This is a genomic window from Williamsia sp. 1138 (assembly GCF_002095435.2).
In the GTDB taxonomy this organism is placed as follows: Bacteria; Actinomycetota; Actinomycetes; order Mycobacteriales; family Mycobacteriaceae; genus Williamsia.
In genome coordinates this window covers 63,324-88,677 of sequence record NZ_MJEJ02000053.1, presented here as the reverse complement: position 1 = coordinate 88,677, position 25,354 = coordinate 63,324, and the positions used below count along the sequence as shown (strand labels likewise).

Below are 25,354 nucleotides of genomic sequence, written 5' to 3'. Positions count from 1 at the left end.
AGCTGTGGCTACTTCCTTCAACTTATCCCCAAACTGGGATCAAAAGCTAGCGAAAGATGATGTTGACATCGAGATCGACTTTTGATCTTATGAACCATCGACGTGTGGCGATCATCACGTCCGATTCGAAGCGTTACCTGCGACACGTATCTCGTGCGTTTGATGCGAAAGGGTTGGTCCACCAAATGAACTCAAATCGGACACTAGCTACGAAGGGGGCCGCCATCGCGGCGGCGGCCCTGATGGTGGGCGGCCTCGCGGCGTGCGGAAGCGGCGCCAGCGGTCCCTCAACCACCGACGGCATGCCGTCGACAATCCGGATCGGCGTCCCCCTCGACCTGACCGGAAGCTCCGCGATCACCGGAGTCGGCACCGGCGAAGAGGCGGGCGTGAAGTTCGCCATTGACGAGATCAACAACAGCGGGTACCTCGGAGAATCCAAGCTCGAGGGCGTTTTCTACGATACGAAGGCCAACAAGACCGAGGCAGTTTCGCGCACCATTCAGCTGACCACGCAGGATCCGGTCACTGCGATCGTCGGATACACGCTTACGGACTCATTCCTTGCCGCGGCCCCGACCGCACAGGAGGCCGGCATACCCGTCATGGCGGTCGGACTGTCTGGCGCAGGCGTCACGGATGTGGGCGACTACATGTTCCGCGAGCTGCTGGACTACACGCATCTTTTTGAGAACGGCGACCCTCTGTACGTCAAGGCCACTGGAGCCAAAACCGCGGCGTACCTGTATGGAAGTGACACGGTCACGACATCAGGGCAGTTCGAAACGCGCTCAAAGCTTTTGGAGTCGCTCGGTGTCAAGACCGTGGGAACCGAGACCCTCACGGCAACGACCACTGACATCAGCGCGCAGTTGACAGCGATCAAGTCCGCGAACCCGGATCTCCTCGTGATCAATGTGGACACCGGACAGGTACCGCAGGTGCTTAGCCAAATCGCGGCATCGGGGCTCAAGACGCAAATCCTCGGTGACAATGCGCTTGCCTCGAAACAAACGCTGGCAAGTCCCACAGCCCTCCAAGGGGCCGAGTGCGGTCTCTTCACCCAGGCGTGGTTCACCGAGAGTCAGGCTGGCATCAACCCGCAGTTCGTGAAGAACTGGAAGACGGCGAACAACGAGGATCCCGACATGTTCAACGCCCTTGGCCGGGACGCGGTCTGGGGCGTCGCGACCGCGATCAAACAGGCCGGAACGGTCAACGGCGAGAAGGTTCGGGACGCACTACACAACTTAGACGCGTTCCAGGGTGCCCTCGGCGACTACAAGTGGGCCGAAGACGGGCAACCTACCTATCAGGGCGTCACCATGCAGATCCGCAGTGGAAAGCCAGAAGTGTGGACCCCGGAAACTCCAGCCTGCCAACAATGAGCAATTCAGTGATTGGCCGTCCACGATTCACCGATTGGAGGTTGACGTGCTGCAGCAAACAATAAACGGCATCTCCTTAGGCGCCTCGTATGCGCTGCTGGGATTGGGAGTAGCACTGATCTGGGGAGTTCTTCGCGTATTGAACTTCGCTTTCGGACAATTCATCACGTGGGGCGCGTTCGCCTGCTTCTACTGCCTGCAAGCGGGAGTTCCGACGTGGTTGTCGATGGTCATCGGAATGATCGTCGGCGGCCTGCTCGCGGTCGTGGTCGACAGTACGGTTCTCGCGTACATGCGACATAAGCGATCATCAGAGTTTGCGATGGTCGTGGCTACGATCGGTGTGTCATACCTTTTGATGTCGATTGTGCAGTCCTACACCGATTCTCAGATCGAAGCCTTTCCCGCCGAGAAGTTCCCCCGGGGATCGGTGTCCATCGGCTCCCTAGAGATCCCCGAGCTGGTTCTGATGTCCCTCGCAATCGGCATCTTCATGATGGCCGTCCTCGGTATATGGCTGCAGTACACCAAGTCTGGGCGCGCCACTCGGACGGTCTCCTGGTCGGAAGACACGGCAGCCCTTCTCGGTGTGCGAAGCTCTACGATCTTCGCACTGTCGGTATTCATTTCCGGCGCGCTCGCGGCAGTGGCCGGCATCTGCATTTCGGCGGCCACCGCCACGCTGTCGTATTCCACCGGCGACCCCTTGCTCGTGATCGCCTTTGCGGTGATCGTCATAGGGGGAATGGGTTCGGTATACGGAGCGATGATCGGCGGTCTGCTCTTGGGACTGGCTCAGGTGTATACGACGGCGTACATCGCAAACGAATTCAGTGAAGCGGTCGGTTATATCGCGATCATTCTTATTCTCGTGGTGCGTCCGTCTGGACTCTTTGGGCAATCGGAGGAACAGCGTGTTTAATTGGATGGATGCCTATTCACAATTTGTAGGCGGTAGTCTGCTCATCAACGTTTTGCTGGTGCTGAGCATGTTCGTCGTGTTCCAATGCGGCGTTCTTTCGCTCGCCACTGTCGGGTTCGCCGCCAATGGCGCCTACATCGCCTCCCTGCTGAACATGAAGGCAGGACTGCCGGTCGTGGTCTGCGTCCTCGCCGGAGCGCTGGGGGCGGGCGCGATCGCGATGATCTTCAGTCGATTGGTTCTGCGGTTGCGTGGAATCTATTTGGCCCTGGGCAGTTTCGCTGTCGGTCAGGTTTGCGTTCTCATCATCGCCAACATCGACTTCACGGGCGGTAACCAGGGAATCGTCGGGATACCGACCGAAGTCGACCTGACAACCATCGTCGTAGTATTGATCGTGTGCTGTGTGATCTTGCAGCTGTTACATCAGTCCAGGATCGGGCGGGCCTTGCGTTCCATGCGACTCGATGACCGTGTCGCGGCGGGTGTCGGTGTCCCTACCGCTGCGTACAGGGCCTGGGCGTTTACCGCGAGCGGCGTGATCGCCGGTCTTGCAGGGGCGCTCGATGCCTTCCGGACCGTCACCATCAGCCCGACCCAGTTCAACTTCAGGCTGCTGGTGGAACTCTTGGCGATGGCGATGATCGGCGGTGCGTTCCACTGGTCAGGCGCTGTCATCGCAGCGGTCGTCATGGGCCTTGTCCGACTCAACCTCGGCGAGACCGGGCCGTTGGTCGAAGGCCTGTTGTACGGCGGGCTTCTGATCATCGTGATGCTTCTTCTGCCGGAAGGGATCGTCGACCGACGCACGATCAGATGGTTGCGAAGAGTCCCAGATCTGATCCGGCCGGGACCGGGAAGCGGACAACCCCCGAAGGCGCGCGAGGAGGAGCACGTGGCGGTGGCTAAATTATGACCATCGAGAGCCAGGAAGCGGCCGCTACCAGTGCGCTGGAGATCGCGAATCTCACTCGCCGATTCGGCGGTGTCGTCGCAGTCAACGACGTCACCTTCGACGTTCCGCAGGGCAGCATCGTCGGCGTGATCGGGCCGAACGGTGCAGGCAAGACGACGTTGCTGAACCTCATCACCGGGTTCATCAAACCGACGAGTGGAACAGTGAAGATCGCAGGTCATGATCTGACCGGCGCTCGGCCGCACACCGTGGCCCGATCCGGTGTAGCCCGTACCTACCAGAATCTGTTGCTCCTGGAAGACGAGACCGTTTACGAGAATGTGCGGATCGGTCGACACCTTCCGGCACGGAACACATCGCTCAGCCTCAGCGCGAGGCGGGCTCATGCTGCCCGCGAACGAGAGATCATCGAAGGTCTTCTGGAAGAGCTCGAACTGTCCAGATTGTCATCAACACCTGTCGTAGGTCTGCCCTACGGCGTCCGGCGTCGAGTTGAGATTGCTCGTGCTCTGGCGACCGAGCCGAGCACCCTGATCCTGGACGAGCCGACCGCAGGCATGACGGGCGACGAGTCGAAAGATATCGGAGCCATCATCACCGCGTTGCGCGATCGTGGCAGCACAGTGCTGCTCGTCGAGCACAACGTTCGACTGGTGACCGACATCTGCGAGGAGGTCCTCGTCCTCAACTGGGGTGAACTGATCGGCCGCGACAGCGCGGATCGGGTGTGGGAACTCGACGCGGTCAAGACCGCCTACCTCGGTGTCGCACTCGACGACGCGGCAGCCGACGAATCGCACGAAGAGAGGGGTTCCGATGTTGCGGGTAACTGACCTCAACGTGAGTTACGGGAAGATTCGGGCGCTTCGAGGGGTGAGCATGTCGATTCCGGACGGCGGATCGGTTGCAGTCCTGGGGCCCAACGGCGCTGGAAAGACCTCGCTGCTGCGGGCAATCTCGGGACAGATCAAGCCCACGGGTGGATCTGTCACGTGGGGCGAGGATGACATCACCGGGAGACCGGCGTACAAAGTGGTTCGGTCGGGACTCGTGCATGTGCCCGAAGGACGCGACGTCATCGCGCCGCTCAGCGTGTACGAGAACCTGCTGATGGGCGCCTACAGCGTCGGACGCCAAGGAGTGGCGGATCGTGTCGAGGAGATGCTCGAGTTGTTCCCGTCACTGCGTCGGCGGTTGAAGATCGCCTCCGGTCGGTTGTCCGGCGGCGAGCAGCAGATGTTGGCCATCGCCCGAGGCTTGATGTCGAACCCACGGCTCATCGCCATCGATGAACCGTCGATGGGACTGGCGCCGACCGTGGCCAACGACGTCCTCAACGGTCTGCGCAAGGTGCACGCGGCAGGCACCGCCGTCCTTCTCGTAGAGCAGAACGCCGCGCTCGCATTGCGGTTGGTGCAGGACATCGTCGTCCTCTCGCGCGGCGAGGTCGCCGTGGCGGGACCTGCGAAAGACCTCGAGGCCGAGGTCCTGGCGTCTTATGCGAATTAACAGATCACGAAGCTAGGAAGGTTGTGGACTCATGCTCAGTCACGTAGATGTACTGCGGCGAAATGCGTCGGCATACGGCACTCGAATCGCGCTGACGTCCGAAAATGGTCTCGATATCACGTACACCGAGCTGGACAGGACGACGAATGCGCTCGCCAACGCCTTCTATGCGGCCGGCCTGCGGCCCGGAGACCGGCTGGTGTGGTTGGACCACAATTCCGCTGACTTCCTGGTGGCCTACTACGCGACCGCCAAGGCGGGACTGACGTTCTCGTCGCTCAATGCGTGGCTGCGCCCGCACGAGCTGACGCCGCTACTGGACCTGCTCGAGCCTGCCATCGTCGTCGCAGGCGACTCGTTCGTGTCGACGATCGAGGATGCATGGCCGGGCCGGGCGGGGCTGCGCTTCGTCCGCGGCGGAGTCGCCAACGGGCAGTGGGAAAACTGGGAGGATTTCTCGCGCTCGGGAGCGAGTGATCAGCCGCCTCCCATCGAGAATGACGAGGACCGCATTCACGAAATCGTGTTCACGAGCGGCACCACCGGACAAGCGAAGGGTGTGATGCGCACCCAGCGAGCACGAGTACTAGACAGCGCCTTTGCAGCACTGGGCTACCACCTCCACCGGGACGACCATTTGCTGGGGATCCTCCCGCAGTTTCACATCGGCGGCGCCGCCGTGCCGAACCAGCTGATCCTGCAAGGCGCCAGGGTGACTATCCTGAAAAAGTTCGATCCGCTCGAGATGGCCTCCGCCCTCGGTGCCGGGGTCACCTACATCGTCGGCGTTCCGGCTCACTATTCGCTGCTGTTCGAGTCGGGGCACCTGGCCGGCGTCGACACCTCGGCAGTGCGCGGAGTCTACGTCGGCGGCAGTTCGGCGACGCCCACGCTGTTGGAAGCGATTGCGCGGAACTTCCCCGGCGCGGAACTGGTGCAGGGTTACGGGTCGACGGAGTCCGCTCCCCACACGCTCGCACTGCGCGGCCAAGCTTTCCTGGACCACTTCGGTTCGTTGGGACTCCCGACTGCCGGCACGGAGGTCCGCGTGGTCAGAGCCGACGGAGTGGATTCGGAGGTCGACGAGGTCGGCGAGCTGTGGGTGCGGTCGGACTCGGTGATGACCGGCTATCTCGGTCGACCGGATCTGACCGCGGACGCTTTCGCCGAAGGCGGTTGGCTCAAGACCGGCGACCTGATGCGACGCGACGCCGACGGCTACTTCTCGATGGTGGACCGGGTGAAGGATCTGATCATCTCCGGTGGCGAAAACGTGTATCCACGCGAGGTCGAAGACGTCATCGCAACCTTCCCCGGCGTCGGCGAGGTCGCCGTCGTGGGACTACCGGACCCGCTGTACGAAGAGCGCGTGGTCGCCTTCGTCCGGATGGTCGAGGGCGATCCGGTCCCGGATGTGGCCGATCTGACGGCCTACGTCCGTGAACGGCTCGCGGGGTTCAAAGTGCCCAAGGCCGTGCACTTCGTCGACATCCTTCCCCGTAGCGGAGCAGGCAAAGTGCTCAAAGGCGAGCTGCGACGCCAGTGGTCGGGAGTGTCGGCGTCATGACCGGTGGATACAGCGGACTGCGCGTCCTCGATCTCAGCCAGGTGATCGCCGGGCCTTTCTGCACCCGCCTCCTGTCCGATCTCGGAGCGGACGTCATCCGCATCGAATCCCGGGCCGGGGACATCATGCGCCGGCTGCCGATCGGATATGGAACCGACTTGAGCACCGCGTTCGCCCAGTACAACGTCGGCAAGCGATCGGTCGGCATCGACCTGAAAAGTCCCGCCGGACTCGAACTGGCGCTGCAACTGGCCGAGCAGTCTGATCTCGTCGTCGAGAACTTCCGCCCAGGCACACTTGACCGGCTCGGCCTCGGATACTCGGCACTGCAAGAACGCAATTCGCGCATCGTCCTGTGCTCGATCGGACTCTTCGGCTCGACGGGACCGTACTCGCAGATGTCCGGGCACGGAATGGTCGCGGAGGCGTACTCGGGACTGATGTCCTTGACCGGCAACGACGGCGGACCGTTCACGCACTTCGGCACCCCGCTCGGCGACATGAACGCCGCCGTGCACGCGGTGGCCGCGATCGGCTCCGCGCTCTACCAAAGAGAACAGACCGGCCAGGGCAGCCATGTCGACATCTCGTCGTTCGACGCGCTGTTCGCGATGATCGATCAAGCGGTCGGGCAGGCGGTGTTCACCGGCGGTGAGCGCGAGTACGGCCGGTACGGGAGCAAACATCCACAGACCGTGCCATCAGGCGTTCTCACGACAAACAGCGGTGCAGCCGTTACATTTTCGGCAGTCGGCGACGGCCCGTGGGGCACCCTCGCGGCACTGATCGGCCGACCCGAACTGGCGGACGACCCAAGGTTCGTCGACATCGAGTCGCGCATCGCCAATCGCGAGGAACTCTACGAAATCCTTGACAACTGGGCGCTGCGGTTCGGCACTGCCGATGACCTCGTCGCAGCGCTGAGTGCGGCCGGGCTGCCTGCCGCCCGGATCAGGTCCGTGGCCGAGAACGTATCCGACCCCCACCTGATCGAGCGCGGAACACTTGCGCCGGTGGACATGGGTGGCGGCACCGGCGAGAAGCTCGTGCAGAGCGCCCCGTACGTGATCTCCGGCGCCGACGTACGCCCACAGTCCCCGCCACCCCACATCGGTGAGCACACCTCGCAGGTGCTGACTGAACTACTCCGACTTCCGCAGAGTGAGCTCGATGAGCTCTACGCCGCCGGAACCATCTACACCTCCAATTGAAAGGTGCTCGCACCCATGACTGATTTCCCGCACTCGATCACTCTCGAAGAATCGGACAACATCGCTCGATTGACCTTTCGCAGTGAGCATCCGGCCAACGTCTTCACACTGCCGATGCTCAAAGAAATGGCCGCGCACGTCGACAAACTCGCGAAGAACGATACGGTCCGAGTCCTTGTGATCGAAGGTGCTGACAACACCTTTAGCGGCGGCGCCGACCTGCAATCAATGCTCGACATGAGCGATGAGACGTACCTCGACTACGTCGAGACGGAGTACGCCCTGTTCCGGGCCATCGAGACGCTGCCGTTCCTCACCGTCGCGGTCCTGCGCGGCAGCGCCTGTATCGGCAACGCCGCAGAGATCGCGATTGCGTGCGACTTCCGGCTCGCAGCCGACACGATCCGAGTCGGCTGGCCCGAGATCCACGTCGGGTTCATCGCACCGTCGCAGCGATTGTCGCGCTTCATCGGTATCGGCCGCGCGAAGGAGATCATCTTCACCGGCCGTCTCCTCAAGGCGCCGGCAGCCGCAGCCCTCGGCCTCATCACGGAAGTCGTTCCCGCTGAGGAACTGTCAGGCGCCGTGGAGAAGCTGGTGACGTCACTTGCCGGTCGTGCTCCGGTGTCCGTCCGGATCACCAAAGAGGCTCTCGAGCGGGCGTACTCGTTCCCGCCGGAGAACCCGGGTCTGGAAGTCGACGGTGCCGCCGCGACGTACGCCACCGACGACTTCCGCGAGGGCGCCACCGCGATTCTGGAGCGCAGGTCGCCGATCTTCGTCGGTCACTAAAGCACGTGAGCTGCGCTATTTACTCGCCTATTTCATCTGAGAGGTATCGATCATGAACGAAGAACTCCGGGAACTCCGCCAAAGGTTGCGGACCTTCATCGACGAGGAGGTCATCCCGGCTGAGGCGACCTTCTTCGAGGAGCAGGAAGAGACCGGATACTGGCACGCGCCTGTCCTGGACCGGTTGCGAGAATCTGCAAAAAAAGAGGGGCTGTGGGCCCTGGGCCACCCAGCCGAAATCGGCGGCGGCGGAGTGTCGTTCATGGACTTCGTCTACCTCAATGAGGTCATCGGCCGATCGGAACTGGGACAGTTTGCCGTTGGTTCCGCGTCGATGCAGGACTGTCACATGCTTCACCTCTACGGGACCGAAGAGCAGAAGGATCGCTGGCTGCTGCCGATGGTGCGCGGCGAGATCTTCCCCTCCGTGGGACTCACCGAGCCCGAGGTCGCCGGGTCGGACCCCACACTGATGCAGTCCAAAGCGCGCTTCGAGGACGACGAAATCGTCATCAACGCACACAAGTGGTTCACCAGCGGCGCCAACAATGCGGCGTTCACCACGATTTTCGCCGAGACCGACCCGGAGGCGGAATCGAAACATCGCCGATTCTCCTCGATCATCGTGCCCACCGACACTCCGGGCTACCGGATCGAGCGTGTGGTGCCGACGATGGGGCATGTGGGCGGCGGGCACTGCGAGATCCGCATCCAGGAGGCACGGGTGCCGGCAGGGAACTTACTCGGTGGCCGCGGCGAAGGCTTCGTGATCGCGCAGAAGCGGTTGGGCCCCGGACGGATCTTTCACTGCATGCGCTGGCTCGGTCAGGCCCAGCGCGCTTTCGACCTCATGTGCGAACGCGCGAACAGCCGCTACGCACACGGTTCGATGCTGTCGGAGAAAGGAGAGATCCAGCGGTACATCGCCGAGTCTGCGGCCGAGATTCAGGGGCATCGGCTCATGACTCTGGATGCGGCCCGCAAGCTCGACTCCGGTGACGACGCCCGAATCGAGATCGCGCTCATCAAGTTTCACGGCGCACAGATGCTCCACAACGTGATCGATCGTGCCATCCAAGTCCACGGCGCCATGGGACTGACCAGTGACACCCCGCTCGAGCGGATGTATCGCGAAGCCCGGTACGGCCGGGTGTACGACGGGCCGGACGAGGTGCACCGCATGTCGGTTGCGCGCCGTCTCCTCAAGGACACGTCGCTTGCCCCGTGGGCGTGATCGAGTGACGGCGACAGCGGTGCCTGTGGTGGACGGCGGGCTGGGCGATGGCGCGGTCGAGCAGACACTCCGACAGGTGTGGCCCGACGACGAGGTCGTGGTGTTGAACATGCAGCGACTGTCTGTGGGCGCATCGCGATTGTCGTGGGCGATCGACGTGACCGTCGGCGGTGAGCTTCGGGGACTGGTCCTGCAGCGGGAACGTCGCCGCGGGCTCGGACGCGGAGACATGGAGCACGAGGCTGCTCTCCTGTCTTCGGCGGCCACCGCGGGTGTGCCGGTTCCGGCAGTGATCGCCGCCGACTCCGACGGCGGTCCGATCGGAGCGGGGTACCTGATCACCGCTCGCGTCGATGGTGAGACCATCCCGCGCCGCATCGTCCGAGATGAGAGATTCGCTACCGCACGTGCGGGTTTCGCGCGGCAGTGCGGAGAGATTCTCGGCAGAATCCACAGTCTGCCCGTCGGGGACCTGCCCGATCTGCCGAACCCGGACCCGCTCGATGCTGTGCTAGAGATGCTCGACGGTACCGGGCAGTCCCGGCCGTCGTTCGAGGTCGCGCTGCGGTGGCTGCGCGAGAATCGTCCACCGCAGCGCTCCCCGACCCTCGTTCACGGGGACTTCCGCAACGGAAATCTGATCGTGGACGAGAACGGCATTGTCGCGGTCCTGGACTGGGAGCTCGCCCGCCTCGGCAATCCGATCCAAGACCTGGGCTGGTTGTGTGCCCGGCCGTGGCGCTGGGGACAGGCCGCACCTGTGGGTGGTATCGGCGAGATCGATGAGCTCCTCGACGCGTATCGCCCGTGGAACGGCGACGTCGACCGCACCGAGCTGCGGTGGTGGATTTTGTACTCGAGTGTGTCCTGGGGCGTCATGTGCCTCGAACAGGCCCGAGTCCATTTGAGTGGCGAGCACCGGTCGGTCGGGTTGGCCGCCCTCGGGCGGCTGGGAACAGAGATGGAATACGACGTTCTCCGGATGGTGCAATATGCCTGACGGCTCTTTGACCGAGCACGATGACCTCTTCACCGGACCGTCCGCGGTCGAACTGATCGACGCGGTGGGGGAATTCTTACGAGCCGTTCGCAACGATGTCGGTGCCGATCAGGCTTTCGAGCTCCGGACTGCGATCAACGCGCTGGAGATCGTGGGACGACAACTCGGGAACGAAACGGAGGTGGGGCATGAGCATCGGCAGGCGCTGGCCGAACTCGGATACCGGACCGATGCAGAACTCGCACAGTCGATCCGGTCCGGCGAGCAGGCTATTGGGCCTGACCTGGTCGCCGTGTTGAAAGACGACGCGGAGCGACGTCTGACGGTCGACAGCCCTCGCTACGTGGAGCGCTCGGCGGCACCGTCCGATGACTGATCTCAGTGGCCTCAACGTCGTCGTCACCGGCGGCAACGGCGGAATCGGTCTCGGCATGGCCGAAGGCATCGGCAAGGCGGGAGCGCGGATCGTTGTCTGGGCTCGCGACGCAAGCCGCAGTGAGCAGGCGATCTCTCGGCTCGCCGCCTCGGGAATCGAGGCGTACGCGGTCACCTGCGACGTCCGTGACGAAGCCGCCGTCGACACCGCGATGATAACGACCCTCGATCTCGTCGGTCACGTCGACGGTCTCGTCGCCAATGCCGGAGTCGCGCAGCCAGTTCCCTTCTTGGAAACTTCGCTCGCGGTCTGGCGAGACGTGTTGCAGACAAACCTCGACGGGACGTTCTTGACCACCAGAGCCGTGGCCCGCCACATGGTGGAGAGCGGACACCCCGGCGCGATGATCATCGTGTCTTCCCTCGCCGCCCGCTTAGGGGCACCCAGCCAGTCGGCGTATGCGACCTCGAAGGCAGGGGTGCTGGCACTGGGCCGAACGCTGTCAGTCGAACTGGCCCGCTACCGGATCCGATGCAACATGGTGCTGCCCGGTTGGGTCGAGACGGAAATGACAGCGGGAGCTCGAGAAAGCGAGAAGTTCCTCGACGCGACCACCACGAGGACCCCTATTCGTCGATGGATCCAGCCTTCGGAGTTCGGCGACCTCGCGGCGTTTCTAGCCGACCCCCGACACGCCGCGCACACCGGCACCGAAGTCGTCGTCGACGGCGGCTACAGCATCTTCTGACTTCAACAGTCTTGCTCGACTGAATGTCTCACGAAATCATTAGCAAGAAGGAGAAACAGGTGAAGGCAGCAATACTCAGAACTCTCGGCGGTCCGGATGCGGTGGAGTATGGCGAAGTTCCCGACCCGGTGCCCACCGGATCGCAGGTGGGCATCGACGTCCATTCATCTCAGGTGACATACCCGGATCTGCTACTCACGCAAGGCAAATACCAGTTGAAGCCGGAACTACCGTTCATTCTGGGCGGCGTGGTGGGCGGTGTCGTGACGTCTGCGCCCGTCGGTTCGGACTTTGCCGTGGGCGACCGGGTCACGGCCATCACTTCGACCGGTGGGTGGGCAGAGAAGGCGGTCGCAGACGTCGGAATGACCTTCGCCATTCCCGCCGAGCGAACAATCACAGAGGGCACCGCGGTTCCGTTCAACTACACGACCATGTACTTCGCGCTCGTCCGACGCGGACGCCTGGGCGCCGGCGAGACGGTGCTCGTTCACGGCGCGGCCGGTGGCATCGGCACGGCGAGCGTGCAGATCGCCTCCGCTCTGGGGGCGCGGGTCATCGCGGTCGTTTCGAGTCCCGACAAAGTCGACGCGGTACGCGCAGCCGGCGCAGACGAAGTCATCCCGGTGGAGGGATTCAAAGACAGGGCACGCGAACTCACCGGGGGACGCGGCGTCGACATCGTCGTGGACCCCGTCGGCGGAGATCGCTTCACCGACAGTCTTCGCAGCCTCGCGCCTGAAGGACGATTGCTCGTGATCGGGTTCACCGGCGGCGACATCCCGACGGTGAAGGTCAACAGGCTGCTCCTCAACAATCTGGACGTCGTCGGCGTCGGCTGGGGTGCGTTCTGGACGCCTCGTCCGACCTATCTCCGCGACCAGTGGTTCGAGCTGTCCAATCTGATGGCAACCGGGCGGCTCGTGCCCATCGTCGGTCAGACGTACACCCTGGAGAACGCCACCGATGCTCTGCACTCCATGGCGGAGCGCCGAGCGACCGGCAACCTCATGCTGAGTATCCGCGAAAGTTAGACAACAACCCGGTCGTCTGCCAACCAGAGTGGCGACTTCTCCAGATCGATGAATCGCTTCTCGTCCTCCAGGAGCTCACCGGCGGCTCGCCGTCCTTCCGGCGTCGAGCCGCCGGCCTGAAACTGCTCCAGAGATTCGAACCACAGTGATGCGACGCCGTCGAACGGATCCGGAGCGCCGCGCAATTGCGCGATAGGACCTGCTGGATTCCCGGGCACGGGATGGGCCTGTTCGTAACGAAGGATCCCTAGTACCTCTGCCCGTTCCCGGACAAGCGGTCCGTGAACATTGTGCCAGTAGTCAAGAAATTTCTCTTGTGAAATTGTTTCCAAGCGCTTAACGCAGAAAATTAAATGCACGCTCATGATGAATACTCCTTTAAAGCGACGTTTCACTCGACGCTAGCCGAGAACCGCCCTCGGTGCTAACCATCGATACCGACGCGAAAATTTCTCGATTTACACAGAAAGGCTGATTCAGTGCTGGTGAACCTTTCAGAGCCAATGCCCGGAGTCCGTCTGCTGACCCTGAATCGTCCGGAAAAACTCAACACCCTCAACCGCGATTTTGTCGAAGAGTTCAAGGCCGCGTTGGCGGTCGTCAGAGTCGACCGCAACTGCCGAGTGGTCGTGCTGACCGGCGCGGGCCGCGCATTCTGTGCCGGCATCGATCTGGGCGGATACGGGGATGAGGACCAGATCGGGGAGCCGTCGCCGATCAACTACCTCGTAAGACAGGAGAGCATCGCCGATCTTTTTGTGCAGCTACACGAGCTGGAGGTTCCGGTCATTGCGGCGATCAATGGTGCAGCAGCAGGTGCAGGCCTGGCATTCGCGTGCGCCAGCGACATCCGGATCGCGGCAAAATCTTCGATCTTTGCGGCGTCGTTCATCAGAGCCGGATACTCAGGCTGCGACGTCGGCGTCTCCTGGCTCCTCCCCCGAATCGTCGGCGCGGGGCGAGCTCACGAACTCATGCTGACAGGACGCCGCTGCGGCACGGAAGAAGCACTACGGATCGGGCTGGTGACCGCCATCGTGGAGCCCGACCAACTTCTTTCAGCGGCCTATTCCAAGGCCGCTGAAATCATGCTCAATCCCCCGTTCTCGGTGCAACTGACCAAGGAAGGGATGTGGCACGCGGTCGAGAGCACCGATATGCGATCAACCGTCGCATTCGAGAACCGGCAACAAGTGTTGACGGCTTTGACGCAAGATTGCGACGAAGCGCAGAGGGCGTTTCTGTCCAAGCGGGCGCCTGTTTATACATTTCGTTGACTTTCGAAGCAAGGGGCCGCAGACAAGTCATCGATAGTAAACACCGGGGCGCTCTTCGTGCTGATTTGGCAGGTACAGCGCGCAATAGACTTCGAGCGTCCCGCGGTCGACGCCCGCGCGAGTCTTCGCGCTCGCGGCGTTCCGAACCACCAAAGCTTCGCGACCCCCGGCAGAATGCGTAGCGGTTACTTGCGCGGCCATCGCGCGTACTTCTCCACCGTCTCGCCGTGACAGCTCGCCGCAAATGCGCCGACGCATTCCTCGTAGGGGATGTCCAGCCTGGACTCGAACTGACATAGTTACCGATTATCGGCGGCCGCGGACGAGCGGCAGCCGAGATTTCAAAGCGGTCGCACCCCGACCATCACGGTCAGCACCACCACAACTGTGGGCAGGATCGCGGCAATGAGTGCAACTCCGCCCCAGTCGCCCCTACACCAGGTTCTGTTCACCCGACAGATCAGGCACGGCAGCTAGGTGATGCTTCACTGCCGCCTCGCCCGCGTCTGCAGGTTCCTCGACCGGACGGCCGCCACCGATCTCGCCGCTGCGTGGCCTAATGTCCTCGCAGCCACACGCCCTCGTCCCCTGCAATCGGGGCACGCCCCACTTCGGTTGTGCGGAAAGTAGATTCGCCCACGGTTGTATAGACAGTAGGTTCGCCCACGGTCGCGCAGCCACCCGTCGCACTACGCGGCAGACGCTACGAACGATTGCGGCCGACTGACCTGGGGTCAGGAATAGATATCCACCCGAATATTGTTGTCGTACTTCGCATCTTGCTGAGCTGACCATACGAATCCACTCAAGAACAGTGAAGGCGGACGGACGGGTCCGAGATCGACTGCGACTGAGCGACCAGCAGGGACGATAGCGATGGTGTACTGCCCAGTAAGGCTCGGCGGGACACCTAACACCAACAGCACCACATTGGTGGCCGGCGCCGAGCCCACGTTGCTGACGGCCACCGCATCCTCGCCAGCGATTGGACTACCCACGACCAGATCAGGCCGCTCGGCGGGAGGCGGTGGAGGTGGAGGTGGAGGTGTCAGGCGATGGGAGGTATGTCCGAGGCAGCAGACGCACGCGGTTCGGCGACATCGATCTGGCGGGAACAGCCGACACTATCGCCGGCTGTTTCTCACGCTTCGGTCACGTCAGGGATGATCGGCAGGACGATGAAAGAGCGGCGCACAGCGTCGTGGCCGATTCCCTGTGCAGCCGTAGTCATCTGATCCGCTGTTCCATCGGACGCGCGTGCATTCGTATTTCTGTCCCATCTTGGGAAATTACTCGAAGTGACCTGGACGCGAACGCGATGCCCAGCTCGGAACACGTAACTTGTCGACCACAGGTCGATGATGTGTTCCATGTACTCGTCCGGCCGAGTGTCCACTCGGAGAATGCCATCGACGACGTTGGTGGATGTGCCTGTCGGGTCGACATCACACAGGCGTACAACCCAGTCGGTTGTTTCCGCATCGGTCACCGCATGAAGAGTTGCGCGAACGCGGCCAGTTACTTCGAGGTCGGCAGTCAGTTGCTCACTGGTGAAGACCGTGACATCAGGACGTGCCTCGACGACCGCCTGATCCATAGGTCCTGCCCGAAACTCGCTGGACATGAGAATCGAACCACCGGTGGTGGGGACCGGGTTGTGGGGGTTGTACGAATAGTGGCTACTTCCTTCATCTTCGAGCGGCGAGTCCTGGGTCAGTCGACCGTCGGCGCGCAGAAACCAGGACGTTTCCACGGCACGTGCGAGTGGCCACTCGCTTTCCTCGCGCCACTGGTTGCTTCCCATCACGAATAGGAGAACCGGAGGTAACGCACCCTGTACGGCTGGGGGTTCGGCGTCGACGGCGTCAGGTGCCAACCACTGCCGAAGCCATCGAGATTGAATGTCGATCAGTCGTCCACGGAACCCCATGAGATCACCACTTGCGCCGAGGCCGAAGTTGGTGTCGCCGACTTGCGAGTAGGGGCCCGGATGGGGCCACGGCCCGACGATCAGGTTTGCCGGCCGGCCGGCGGCGCGAGCCTCTGTGAAGTTGTCGAGCGACCCCTGGCCGAAGCAGTCCCACCACCCCGCTATGATCAGACTAGGTACCTCTACCTCCTGGTAGCGCCCAGCGACGCGACACGACGCGGCCCACCCGGGTTCCCGGCGGGAGTGCTCGAAACCCAGCTCGCGGATGTCATGACGAACGAAGGCCGGATGGTGGTCAGCCGGTGTCTCCCAGTAGGCAGTCGTACAGATCTCGTCGAGATCCTTCACCAGAGCGGCGACCGCGTCACCGACCACTGCGGGGCCGTCGGCGGCGTGACGACGCATCACGGTGTCGATCCCCTGGGCGAGGGACCATGGTAAGGACAGGCCCAGCTCGAGTGCACCACCGCGAGAGAATAGGCCGTCGTCAGGATCTGACCACGTGACCTGTGGGGCAATCGCCTTGAGCGCAGGTGGTCGCGACAGCGCGGCCATCCACTGCGCATTGCCCAAGTAGCTGCTCCCATACATTCCGACGGATCCGTTCGAGTCGGGGAGGGTGGCCGCCCACTGCACTGAGTCGTAGCCGTCCTGTTCCTCGTGAGTCCACGGTTCCCAATCGCCATCGGAGCTGAAACGGCCTCTGGTGTCTTGCAGCACGACGATGAAGCCTTGCTTGGCCAGGGCGGTCGGTTCGAGCATGGCGAGCAGGGACGGGGCCCCTTTGCCATATGGCATGCGGCTCAACAGTACCGGCCACGGTCCCTCCTGGTCTGGCCGGTAGATATCGGCCCGCAACACGGTGCCGTCTCGCATTACGGCCGCCATGTCGAACTCGACCACTATCTTGGTCACTTTCGTACCTCCTGAGGGGCTGAACGCACCCGATTGTCGAGGCGCCCGTAGGGATCGTCACTGCCTGTCGGTTGTACCTGCCAGTACCCGCAGCGAGCGGGGTCATTGGACAACCCGTGTGGTGACTGTGTCACCTATCACTTGATTTTGGTACCGCCATTTGGTGGTGGTGGAAGAGATCGCACCCGGGATAAAACAGGTGCGGAACCGACTAAAGAGATGGAGCCCCAGCATGGGCACGACCACGAAAGTACTTCGCCGTGACCTCGCGCCAATTGATGGCCTTGGGCAACTGTTGCCGAGACTTGCTCGCAGATGGGGAGAATCGATTGGGCTGGCGACGGCTGGTCGTACCCTCACCTACTCAGAGCTGAATCACGAAGCATACCGAGTCGCAGAGGCTCTGCGGGCGTCCGGTATTCACCCGGGGGACCGGGTTGCGCTGTACTCGCAGAATCGGTGGGAGTGGATCGCGGCATATCACGGGATTCTCAGAATCGGTGCGACTGTTGTTCCGTTGAACGTCATGCTCACCGGCGAAGAAATTGGTTATGTTCTTCGAGACTCAGAAGCCAAGGGTATTCTCTTGTCCGATGAGCGTCTCCACGCCGTTGGGGGCGTACTGCGATCGCTACCCACCTTGGCGCTGATTGCCTCCTTTGACAAGGGAGATGGCAGCGTCACGAGTCTGTTGGATACTGACGTCAGCGACGACGAACACCAAAGGGAGCCTGCGTCAGTCGACCCAGACTCGGTTGCGTGTATCGCCTATACATCGGGCACGACCGGACATCCCAAAGGCGCGATGCAATCACAGCGATCACTTGTGCTCAACTGCGCATACACCGCCACCATGCACGGAAGGACAAGCCGCGACGTCGTGGTGACGGCCTTACCGGCGCCGCATGTCTACGGCAATGTGGTGATCAATTCGACCTTCATGGCCGGCGGCAAGGTCGTATTGCTCGAGCGATTTGACGCCGACGACGCCCTACACGCGATTCAGCGTCACAAGGGGACGATGATCGAAGGTGTGCCCGCCATGTACGCCATGATGCTCGCCAGCCCCGCGATCGACGATGTGGATTTGTCGACCTTGACCAGAAGCACCGTAGGAGGCCAGACGATAGCCGAGAGCCTCATCGGCCAATGGGAGGAGAGGACCGCTGCGCCGCTGATCGAGGTGTGGGGAATGACGGAAGTGTCGGGCCTCGGTACCACGCACACGGTGCACGGCCCCAACATTCACGGATCAATCGGTGTCGCGTACCCGGGAGTGCAAGTGAAAGTGGTTTCGTTGGAGGACGAAGACGAGGACTGCCCGATTGGTCAGCGAGGCCAGCTAATGGTGCGGGGACCGATCGTCACGATGGGCTACTTGAACAACCCCGAAGCAACGGCCGAGGCGATCAACGCCGACGGATGGTTGCGAACAGGCGATGTCGCCACGCACGACGGCAATGGACGCTTCTTCGTCGTTGACCGACTCAAGGAACTCATTCTGACCGGCGGATACAACGTCTACCCCTCAGAGGTTGAGCGAGTTCTCATCGGACACGAGTCGGTGGCGCTGGTCGGTGTTGCACCCGAGCCAGATGAGGTCAAAGGTGAAGTGGCACACGCATACATCGTTCTCGCCCCTGGTCAGCAAGCCGATGCTGACGCCCTCCGGGACTATTGTCGCCAGCGCCTCGCCGCATACAAGGTTCCTCGCGCATTCCACTTCGTGAGTTCCCTGCCGACCACGTCAAGCGGGAAACTCATGCGAAGAAAATTCCGGGCAAGCGTTCTGTCGTGAAGACTATGGTAGCCGGAGGGTCCATGACCCGGTGTGAGGCTGTTCTGGCCGATCTCGCGGCCGAGAATGCCCAGCTCGACGAGTGGATCGACAGCGTCGATGTCTCGAACTGGGACAAGGTCACAACGATCGAGGGCTGGACCACCATGCACCAGATCGCCCACCTGCACTGGACTGACCTGACATCGATCGACGCCATATGTGCTCCGGAACGTTTCGAGGGAACTCGCGAGCGGGGTATCGCAGACCTCAACGAACTCATCAACTCCACGGCCAAGTCTTTGGCACTGCTACCCCCGAAGAACCTGTTGGCCATGTGGAGGCGTGGTCGCACCGACGTCCAGACTGCGTTGCGTGAGGTACCCGACGGCCAGAAAATCCCATGGTTCGGGCCCCCTATGAATCCGACCACGATGGCAACCGCACGGCTGATGGAAACATGGGCTCATGGACACGATGTAGGCGAAACACTGGGCCTGCAGATTCCGATGACATCTCGGGCGCGACATGTTTGCCACCTGGGTGTCAAGACTAGGACGTTTGCCTATGCCAACCGTGGCCTGCGCGCCCCGGACATCGAGATCCGAGTCGAATTGGCCGGGCCCAGCGGCGAGATCTGGTGCTGGGGACCAGAAGACGCGGCCGAACGGGTCACCGGCCTGGGTCATGACTTCGCGCTACTCGCGACGCGCCGCAGGCATCGTGACGACGTGGACGTCTCAGCCACGGGAGAAAATGCAGCGGATTGGCTCAAGGTCGTGCAAGCCTTCGCAGGGCCGCCTGGCCGCGACCCGGTGCGCCTTGCCGACAGGTGACATGACGCCAGGCTTCCAACTTCGTCCAAAAGCGCGCACACTGGTCCTAGAGATCAGTGTCGACAGAAGGTCATTGTGGTGGAATCGGACCGGCCGCCGTTGGAGACCGTGATGGGGGCGCTACTGGACGTCAGAACAGTCTTCGATGAGGATTCGGCTGTCATCTCGACGCTGCGCGAGGCCTTGGAAAGTGATGGTCACTCTGGCGCGGTCGCATGGGTGGCTCTACCCGACCAAACCGGCGGGCTCGTTGTGGAGCGGGTGCTGGGGCAAGAGACGGGTGGCTTGATTCGATTGAACGTGGGGGCGGGCGAAGGCATGACTGGGCGAGTTTTCGAACGCGCCACCATTCATTGGGTCGACGACTATTTCGGATCCCCGACCATCACCCATCAGTTCGACCACATCATCGAGTCCGAGCACGTGCAACGTATGATCGCCGCTCCTTTGAGCCTAGATAAGGACATTCTAGGGGTGTTGACCGTCGGCCGCCGAAGCTCAGGGCCTTTCGCAGACAAAACGGTCAGCAATATAGAAAATCTGGCACAAAGGGCGAGCTTTGCGCTCGGGATCGCAAAGCGGAGCCGAGACAAAGCCGCTGCTGCGGCCCTGGCTGAACGGCGGCGGATCAGCGAGGAGCTCCACGACGGCCTCAGTGCCATGCTCTTCTCCATTGCTGCCCGGACTGATCAGCTGCAACGTAGGGCAGCAGCGATCGAAATCCAACGCGAGATAGCGGATCTGCAACGCGAGTTGGTCGAAGCCGGTGGACTGGTCCGATCCCTGGTCAGCCAATGGCATGGTGAGGCAACAGCAGACCTACACGCGGAGGTGCAGGGCGTTGTCGACGAGTTCGAACGGCGCACCGGTATCACATCCGTTGCAGTGTTTCTTGGATCTCTACCGCCTATCGACGGCGCGCGTGTGCAAGCTCTTTCCCGATTCGTAGCTGTGGCCCTGTCCAATGTCGAGCGTCATACCAACGCCCATCACGCATCGGTGACGGTCGCTTCTGTCCCAACCCAGGTGACCGTCGCTGTGTCCAACGACGGACCTGCCCCAGCCAGTCTGGTGCCGGGTATTGGTCTGACCGGAGCAGAAGACAGAATCACGAGGCTCGGTGGGAGTATCGCCGTGCTCACCGAGGATGACGTAACAGGTTTCACCATCAGGGCGCGCCTGCCCACATGACAATCTCCGTGTTCATCGTTGACGACCACCCTATTGTCCAACACGGGGTGGCAAAGATCCTCGAAGGCGCTCCGGAGTTCTCCCTGGTCGGGGCAGCGGCAACCCTTCAGGAAGCGGTTGCCGTGGCGCGCCACACACGTCCCACCGTGATTCTCCTGGATGTGCGCCTGCACGGGACTGACGTGCTGACCGCGGTTACATCAATTCGCTTGGCAACGCCGACCTCTCAGATTCTGCTGTTCACCGCACACCCAGGCCACCCGGACATTACCAAAGCGCGACGTGCCGGTGCGATCGCCACTCTCCCGAAGGAGCTACCCCCCGCACGGTTGCGCGAGGCGATGAGGGCAGCAGGTGACGGCAGTCTGCAGGTAGACGAACCCACACAAGATCGGCTGACGCCAAGGCAACGAGAAATTCTGAACCGGGTGGCAACGGGCATGACGAATGCTGAGATCGCCGATGAACTCGGACTACAGACGAGCACTGTGAAAGCGTATTGGCAGGACGCAATGCAACGATTGGACGTTCGCAACCGCGCCGAGGCGATCGTCGCTGCCTACCGTCTCAACCTCCTCTGAATGCGGCATGTTCGTTGCCGCGACGTCAGTCCCCAGCCAGCGGGTGATGCCAGAGATCAGGTTGGCCTGGCGACGATCGGCCGCCACCAGCGATTGCAGCTGGGGCGGAGACTCTAATATCTGACCTGGACTTTCGAGCTCAGAAGGTACGAGTAAGACACTGGGCTTGAAGATCCGACCTGGAATTTGGGCCGGTTGACGCACAACCCTGCCTCAACAGCACATGCTGTATAGCTATCTAATACATTCGCGCTTAGGCAATCGAACGTGGGACGCGACGGCACTGAGTAGCCTCTGCAGCGTCCGCGTGATAACTCTCCACGAGGAAGCTGCCCAATCCACATCAGCTTCGTACACGACAACTCAGAACTTGATGTAAGGACTACCCAGTTCGCCAAGGCAGTTGATGCACTCGGCCGATTATTACTGTGTTGCAACAGGTTCAGCGGTCAGATGATTGTGATTGGCGACCGTGTCCGCCAATATGCCAGCGACCGCCCGCACCCGGGTGGATCGGGCGATATCGCGGGGAACGACCTGCCAGTACTGGCCAATGACCGAGAAATGTTGCGGCAGAATCCTGATTAGGCGGGGATCTGGATCACCTACATAGGTAGGCAACGGCGCGATGCCCAGACCCGACCGTGCAGCCTGATGATGTCCGGCGATGTTGTTCATCTGGACCTGGGCAGCCACACCAGGTCCCAAGTGGTCGAGGAGTTGCAAGGGTGCGACATCGAGTAATGCATCTACGTACCAGATTAGGGTGCACTCGCCCAGCTCGGATAGGTCCGCTGGGTGTCCGGTGGCATCGAGATAGTCTTCGGCGGCGTATAGCCCCAGGCTGTAGGTGGCCAGTTTGGTGATGATGCTGGAGCGACGTTGCGGTTTCACCAGGGTGATGGCCACGTCAAACTCCCGAACCGTCAAGGGATCCTGACTAGTGGCGGTCACCACCTCGATGACCAGCCCCGGATGAGCCGCCCGAAGCCTTGATAGAGCGGGAGCCAGAACATACACACCGAATCCATCGGGGGCGACAATCCGGACAGCGCCAGTCAGGGTGGCGCTGTTGGTGGTGTCGTATGCGGCTGCCATCGCTGCCTCCACAGACTCGGCGTACGGCAGCATACGTTGGCCGGCGACGGTGAGCTGCCAGCCTGAGATATGTCGATCAAACAGCCGCTCGCCTGTCTCACGTTCCAACGCCGATATCCGCCTGCTGACGGTGGTGTGATCAACGCCGAGCCGCCGGCCAGCCTCGACCAGCCGGCCCGATCGGGACAGTTCGAGCAGGTATCGCAGATTGTCAGCGCTAGGCACCAAACCATCATGGCTGTGCATTCTTGCAGAGGCAAATGCAAAAGTGGTTCTTGACCTGTGCGGAAGTACAGATGCAGGCTAGGCAGGACACCGATCGAAGGAGGATCCTATGGCAGAAATCACGCACTGGTCCGAAGGCAAACCTTTCACCGGGGCTTCCGATGCTGTGGCGCCGGTGACCAATCCGGCGAACGGCGACGTGACCGGCGAGGTACGGCTTGCCACGGTTGACGATTCGCGTGCAGTCATCGAGGCCGCAGCAGCCGCATTTCCGGGCTGGCGGGACACGTCTCTATCTAAGCGGACGGCCGTAATGTTCAAGTTCCGCGAACTGCTCAACGAACGCAAGGGTGAACTCGCCGAGATCATCACAGCCGAACACGGCAAGGTCGTCTCAGACGCCCTCGGGGAGGTCAGCCGCGGCCAAGAGGTCGTCGAGTTCGCTTGCGGCATACCGCACTTGCTTAAGGGCGGTTACACCGAGAACGCCTCCGCCAAGGTCGATGCATACTCGGTGAGCCAACCCCTGGGCCCGGTCGCAATCATTTCACCGTTCAACTTCCCAGCCATGGTTCCGATGTGGTTCTTCCCCATCGCGATCGCCGCCGGTAACACGGTCGTGCTCAAACCCAGCGAGAAAGACCCATCGGCCGCGCTCTGGATGGCGCGGCTGTGGGTCGAGGCCGGTCTGCCCGACGGGGTCTTCAATGTTCTGCAGGGCGACAAGACTGCGGTGGACGAATTGCTCACCAACCCGGCCATCAAGTCGGTCTCGTTTGTGGGCTCCACGCCCATCGCCCGGTACGTGTACGCCACCGGCACGGCCGCCGGGAAACGCGTCCAAGCTCTAGGCGGCGCCAAGAACCATGCGATCGTGTTGCCCGACGCCGACCTAGATCTGGCTGCCGACGCAATGGTCAACGCCGGATTCGGCTCAGCAGGTGAGCGGTGCATGGCGATCTCGATTCTGGTGGCCGTAGGCGACATCGCCGACGAACTGGTCGCCAAGATCGCCGATCGCACCCGGCCCCTCAAGACTGGCGATGGTACTCACGACTCTGACATGGGGCCGCTAGTAACTGCCGCACATCGAGACAAGGTTCGCAGCTACGTCGATGCCGGTGCGGCCGCTGGCGCCACCCTCGTCGTCGACGGACGCACCATCACCAACGGCAACGACCTTCCCGCCGAGGGATTCTGGCTCGGGCCCACGCTGCTCGACAACGTCACCCCGGACATGACTGTCTACACCGACGAGATCTTCGGCCCCGTGCTGTCGGTCGTCCGGGTCAAGACATACGATCAGGCACTCGAGCTGATCAACGCCAACCCCTACGGCAACGGCACCGCCATCTTCACCAACGACGGCGGAGCAGCACGCCGATTCCAGAACGAAGTCGAAGTCGGCATGGTGGGCATCAATGTCCCCATTCCCGTGCCCATGGCCTACTACAGTTTCGGTGGTTGGAAGGCCTCGCTCTTCGGAGACAGCCACGCTCACGGTATGGAAGGTGTGCACTTCTTCACCCGCACCAAGGCGATCACCAGCCGCTGGCTCGATCCAAGCCATGGGGGCATTAACCTCGGATTCCCCGAAAATAGCTGATCACCATGACATTAAAAGGAGTTACCATGATACCTGATATCGCTTTACCCCGGCTGCTCCGAGTCGGCGGCGGCGCACTGGCATCCCTCGGGGAGGTCACTACCACCTTGGGTGTCAGGCGCCCACTGATCGTCACCGATGCGTTCTTGGTCGGGTCTGGAGTGATCGACTCCGCCGTCGAGATCCTCACGACGGCCGGAACCGAGGCCGCAGTCTTCTCCGATACGATCCCCGACCCGACGACTGAATCCCTGGTACCCGGTCTCGACGCAGTGCGAGCACACCGCGCTGACGTGGTGATCGGATTCGGCGGCGGAAGCCCCATGGACACCGCCAAAGCCCTAGCGGTCCTGGCTGTCACCGGTTCGGAGATGACGCAGCTAAAGGCGCCTAGTCAGTACGCCGGTGCGGCGCTACCCGTCATTGCGATTCCGACGACCTCCGGAAGTGGCTCTGAAGCAACGAGGTTCACTGTGATCACCGACAGTGCGACGGATGAGAAAATGTTGTGCCCGGGCACCTCATTCCTGCCGACAGCCGCAGTGGTCGACTACGAACTGACCCTGAGCATGCCGCCGCGACTCACCGCCGACACCGGTGTGGATGCACTCACCCACGCGGTCGAGGCGTATGTGAGCCGCAAGGCCAACCCCTTTACGGACGGCCTGTGTCTCACTGCGATCAACACCATCGGTAAACACCTCCGCGTCGCGTATCGCGACGGAGGAGACCGGTCGGCACGCGAGGCGATGATGTTGGCGTCGATGCAGGCCGGGATGGCCTTCTCAAACTCCAGCGTCGCGTTGGTGCATGGCATGAGTCGGCCGATCGGCGGGCACTTTCATGTGGCGCATGGCTTGTCGAACGCGATGCTCTTTCCGGCAGTCACCGCGTTCTCAATCTCGGGAGCACTACAGCGCTACGCCGACTGTGCTCGCGCGTTGGGCGTGTCCAGCGATGCGACCCCTGACCCGGTCGCTGCTGGCGCTCTGGTGGATGCACTCAAAGCGCTGTGCATCGACGTCGACGTCCCGACACCCTCGGTATACGGTATTGCGCAACATGATTGGGAGACACGAATCCCCCTGATGGCCGAGCAAGCACTGGCATCGGGATCCCCGGGCAACAACCCGCTCGTACCCGACGCAGACCAGATCTGCGAGATTTATCGCGCGATCTACCGTTGATCCGATCGAGACCCGCACTGATTAGGGCGCCGCG

Annotated in this window: 23 protein-coding genes; 20 read left to right on the top strand and 3 right to left on the bottom strand. The window is 62.0% G+C overall.

Going from position 1 to position 25,354, the window contains the following annotated elements; genetic code table 11:
* Positions 1-104: 104 nt before the first annotated feature.
* From BH683_RS25380 to BH683_RS25320, 13 genes are read left to right on the top strand one after another with little or no spacing between them, the layout of a single operon-like run.
* Positions 105-1,388 (top strand): ABC transporter substrate-binding protein, encoded by a 1,284-nt coding sequence (locus BH683_RS25380; RefSeq protein WP_168187129.1) that lies wholly within the window; start codon positions 105-107, stop codon positions 1,386-1,388.
* A gap of 34 nt (positions 1,389-1,422) precedes the next feature.
* Positions 1,423-2,310, top strand: a complete 888-nt coding sequence (locus BH683_RS25375) for a branched-chain amino acid ABC transporter permease (protein ID WP_168187128.1) — start codon at positions 1,423-1,425, stop codon at positions 2,308-2,310.
* 4 nt (positions 2,311-2,314) lie between these two features.
* A complete protein-coding gene (locus tag BH683_RS25370; protein ID WP_084839075.1) occupies positions 2,315-3,226 on the top strand; it encodes a branched-chain amino acid ABC transporter permease in 912 nt (303 codons plus the stop codon).
* Entirely contained in the window at positions 3,223-4,059 is an 837-nt protein-coding gene (locus BH683_RS25365; RefSeq protein ID WP_084839074.1) for an ATP-binding cassette domain-containing protein, read from the top strand. The genes BH683_RS25370 and BH683_RS25365 overlap by 4 nt, the downstream gene beginning before the upstream one ends.
* Complete coding sequence (locus BH683_RS25360) at positions 4,043-4,735, top strand: ABC transporter ATP-binding protein (RefSeq protein ID WP_084839073.1); 693 nt, start codon at positions 4,043-4,045, stop codon at positions 4,733-4,735. The genes BH683_RS25365 and BH683_RS25360 overlap by 17 nt, the downstream gene beginning before the upstream one ends.
* Positions 4,736-4,766: 31 nt before the next feature.
* The gene (locus BH683_RS25355) at positions 4,767-6,302 is read left to right on the top strand and encodes an AMP-binding protein (RefSeq protein WP_084839072.1); all 1,536 of its coding nucleotides are present in this window, start codon (positions 4,767-4,769) and stop codon (positions 6,300-6,302) included.
* Positions 6,299-7,513, top strand: coding sequence for a CoA transferase (locus BH683_RS25350; RefSeq protein WP_143696130.1), 1,215 nt, complete (start codon positions 6,299-6,301; stop codon positions 7,511-7,513). Before BH683_RS25355 ends, BH683_RS25350 begins: the two co-directional genes overlap by 4 nt.
* Positions 7,514-7,528: 15 nt before the next feature.
* The gene (locus BH683_RS25345; protein ID WP_084839070.1) at positions 7,529-8,305 is read left to right on the top strand and encodes an enoyl-CoA hydratase/isomerase family protein; all 777 of its coding nucleotides are present in this window, start codon (positions 7,529-7,531) and stop codon (positions 8,303-8,305) included.
* A gap of 52 nt (positions 8,306-8,357) precedes the next feature.
* Complete coding sequence (locus BH683_RS25340) at positions 8,358-9,539, top strand: acyl-CoA dehydrogenase family protein (protein WP_084839069.1); 1,182 nt, start codon at positions 8,358-8,360, stop codon at positions 9,537-9,539.
* Between the two features lie 4 nt (positions 9,540-9,543).
* Complete coding sequence (locus BH683_RS25335) at positions 9,544-10,539, top strand: phosphotransferase family protein (protein ID WP_094647760.1); 996 nt, start codon at positions 9,544-9,546, stop codon at positions 10,537-10,539.
* Positions 10,532-10,915 carry a DUF6285 domain-containing protein gene (locus BH683_RS25330; protein ID WP_084839068.1) on the top strand — a complete coding sequence of 128 codons (384 nt, stop codon included), beginning with the start codon at positions 10,532-10,534 and terminating at the stop codon, positions 10,913-10,915. Before BH683_RS25335 ends, BH683_RS25330 begins: the two co-directional genes overlap by 8 nt.
* On the top strand, positions 10,908-11,663 hold the full coding sequence (locus BH683_RS25325) for an SDR family NAD(P)-dependent oxidoreductase (RefSeq protein ID WP_084839067.1): 756 nt from the start codon (positions 10,908-10,910) through the stop codon (positions 11,661-11,663). The genes BH683_RS25330 and BH683_RS25325 overlap by 8 nt, the downstream gene beginning before the upstream one ends.
* A gap of 59 nt (positions 11,664-11,722) precedes the next feature.
* Positions 11,723-12,697, top strand: coding sequence for an NADPH:quinone oxidoreductase family protein (locus BH683_RS25320; protein ID WP_084839246.1), 975 nt, complete (start codon positions 11,723-11,725; stop codon positions 12,695-12,697).
* On the opposite strand, the gene BH683_RS25315 is transcribed toward BH683_RS25320, so the two are convergent.
* Positions 12,694-13,062 (bottom strand): EthD domain-containing protein, encoded by a 369-nt coding sequence (locus BH683_RS25315; protein ID WP_084839245.1) that lies wholly within the window; start codon positions 13,060-13,062, stop codon positions 12,694-12,696. The genes BH683_RS25320 and BH683_RS25315 overlap by 4 nt on opposite strands.
* Before the next feature lie 114 nt (positions 13,063-13,176).
* Here BH683_RS25315 and BH683_RS25310 point away from each other — a divergent pair, with 114 nt between their 5' ends.
* Positions 13,177-13,974 carry an enoyl-CoA hydratase/isomerase family protein gene (locus tag BH683_RS25310; protein WP_246833591.1) on the top strand — a complete coding sequence of 266 codons (798 nt, stop codon included), beginning with the start codon at positions 13,177-13,179 and terminating at the stop codon, positions 13,972-13,974.
* Between the two features lie 1,141 nt (positions 13,975-15,115).
* Here BH683_RS25310 and BH683_RS25305 read toward each other — a convergent pair.
* Positions 15,116-16,819 carry a CocE/NonD family hydrolase gene (locus tag BH683_RS25305; RefSeq protein WP_094647758.1) on the bottom strand — a complete coding sequence of 568 codons (1,704 nt, stop codon included), beginning with the start codon at positions 16,817-16,819 and terminating at the stop codon, positions 15,116-15,118.
* Between the two features lie 232 nt (positions 16,820-17,051).
* On the opposite strand from BH683_RS25305, the gene BH683_RS25300 reads away from it, so the two are divergent.
* The 4 genes from BH683_RS25300 to BH683_RS25285 all read left to right on the top strand — a co-directional run bounded on the left by BH683_RS25300 (position 17,052) and on the right by BH683_RS25285 (position 21,204).
* Positions 17,052-18,617, top strand: coding sequence for an AMP-binding protein (locus BH683_RS25300; protein ID WP_246833603.1), 1,566 nt, complete (start codon positions 17,052-17,054; stop codon positions 18,615-18,617).
* A 23-nt stretch (positions 18,618-18,640) separates the two neighbouring features.
* A complete protein-coding gene (locus tag BH683_RS25295; RefSeq protein ID WP_084839065.1) occupies positions 18,641-19,432 on the top strand; it encodes a TIGR03084 family metal-binding protein in 792 nt (263 codons plus the stop codon).
* Between the two features lie 111 nt (positions 19,433-19,543).
* Positions 19,544-20,623: a GAF domain-containing protein gene (locus BH683_RS25290; protein WP_143696129.1), complete on the top strand. Its 1,080-nt coding sequence runs from the start codon at positions 19,544-19,546 to the stop codon at positions 20,621-20,623.
* Positions 20,624-20,631: 8 nt separating this feature from the next.
* Positions 20,632-21,204, top strand: coding sequence for a response regulator transcription factor (locus BH683_RS25285; protein ID WP_168187126.1), 573 nt, complete (start codon positions 20,632-20,634; stop codon positions 21,202-21,204).
* A gap of 423 nt (positions 21,205-21,627) precedes the next feature.
* Here BH683_RS25285 and BH683_RS25280 read toward each other — a convergent pair whose 3' ends face one another.
* Positions 21,628-22,527, bottom strand: a complete 900-nt coding sequence (locus BH683_RS25280; RefSeq protein WP_084839062.1) for a LysR family transcriptional regulator — start codon at positions 22,525-22,527, stop codon at positions 21,628-21,630.
* A gap of 109 nt (positions 22,528-22,636) precedes the next feature.
* On the opposite strand from BH683_RS25280, the gene BH683_RS25275 reads away from it, so the two are divergent.
* Together BH683_RS25275 and BH683_RS25270 are read left to right on the top strand one after the other, a co-directional pair.
* Complete coding sequence (locus BH683_RS25275; RefSeq protein ID WP_084839061.1) at positions 22,637-24,133, top strand: CoA-acylating methylmalonate-semialdehyde dehydrogenase; 1,497 nt, start codon at positions 22,637-22,639, stop codon at positions 24,131-24,133.
* Between the two features lie 26 nt (positions 24,134-24,159).
* On the top strand, positions 24,160-25,320 hold the full coding sequence (locus BH683_RS25270; protein WP_084839060.1) for an iron-containing alcohol dehydrogenase: 1,161 nt from the start codon (positions 24,160-24,162) through the stop codon (positions 25,318-25,320).
* Positions 25,321-25,354 lie beyond the last annotated feature (34 nt).

Coding starts and splice junctions, on each gene's coding strand:
- BH683_RS25345 (WP_084839070.1), top strand. CDS start 7,529: ATGACTGATTTCCCGCACTCGATCACTCTCGAAGAATCGGACAACATC.
- BH683_RS25355 (WP_084839072.1), top strand. CDS start 4,767: ATGCTCAGTCACGTAGATGTACTGCGGCGAAATGCGTCGGCATACGGC.
- BH683_RS25290 (WP_143696129.1), top strand. CDS start 19,544: ATGGGGGCGCTACTGGACGTCAGAACAGTCTTCGATGAGGATTCGGCT.
- BH683_RS25330 (WP_084839068.1), top strand. CDS start 10,532: ATGCCTGACGGCTCTTTGACCGAGCACGATGACCTCTTCACCGGACCG.
- BH683_RS25360 (WP_084839073.1), top strand. CDS start 4,043: ATGTTGCGGGTAACTGACCTCAACGTGAGTTACGGGAAGATTCGGGCG.
- BH683_RS25300 (WP_246833603.1), top strand. CDS start 17,052: ATGGGCACGACCACGAAAGTACTTCGCCGTGACCTCGCGCCAATTGAT.
- BH683_RS25325 (WP_084839067.1), top strand. CDS start 10,908: ATGACTGATCTCAGTGGCCTCAACGTCGTCGTCACCGGCGGCAACGGC.
- BH683_RS25275 (WP_084839061.1), top strand. CDS start 22,637: ATGGCAGAAATCACGCACTGGTCCGAAGGCAAACCTTTCACCGGGGCT.
- BH683_RS25340 (WP_084839069.1), top strand. CDS start 8,358: ATGAACGAAGAACTCCGGGAACTCCGCCAAAGGTTGCGGACCTTCATC.
- BH683_RS25370 (WP_084839075.1), top strand. CDS start 2,315: ATGGATGCCTATTCACAATTTGTAGGCGGTAGTCTGCTCATCAACGTT.
- BH683_RS25295 (WP_084839065.1), top strand. CDS start 18,641: ATGACCCGGTGTGAGGCTGTTCTGGCCGATCTCGCGGCCGAGAATGCC.
- BH683_RS25315 (WP_084839245.1), bottom strand. CDS start 13,062: ATGAGCGTGCATTTAATTTTCTGCGTTAAGCGCTTGGAAACAATTTCA.
- BH683_RS25270 (WP_084839060.1), top strand. CDS start 24,160: ATGATACCTGATATCGCTTTACCCCGGCTGCTCCGAGTCGGCGGCGGC.
- BH683_RS25365 (WP_084839074.1), top strand. CDS start 3,223: ATGACCATCGAGAGCCAGGAAGCGGCCGCTACCAGTGCGCTGGAGATC.
- BH683_RS25350 (WP_143696130.1), top strand. CDS start 6,299: ATGACCGGTGGATACAGCGGACTGCGCGTCCTCGATCTCAGCCAGGTG.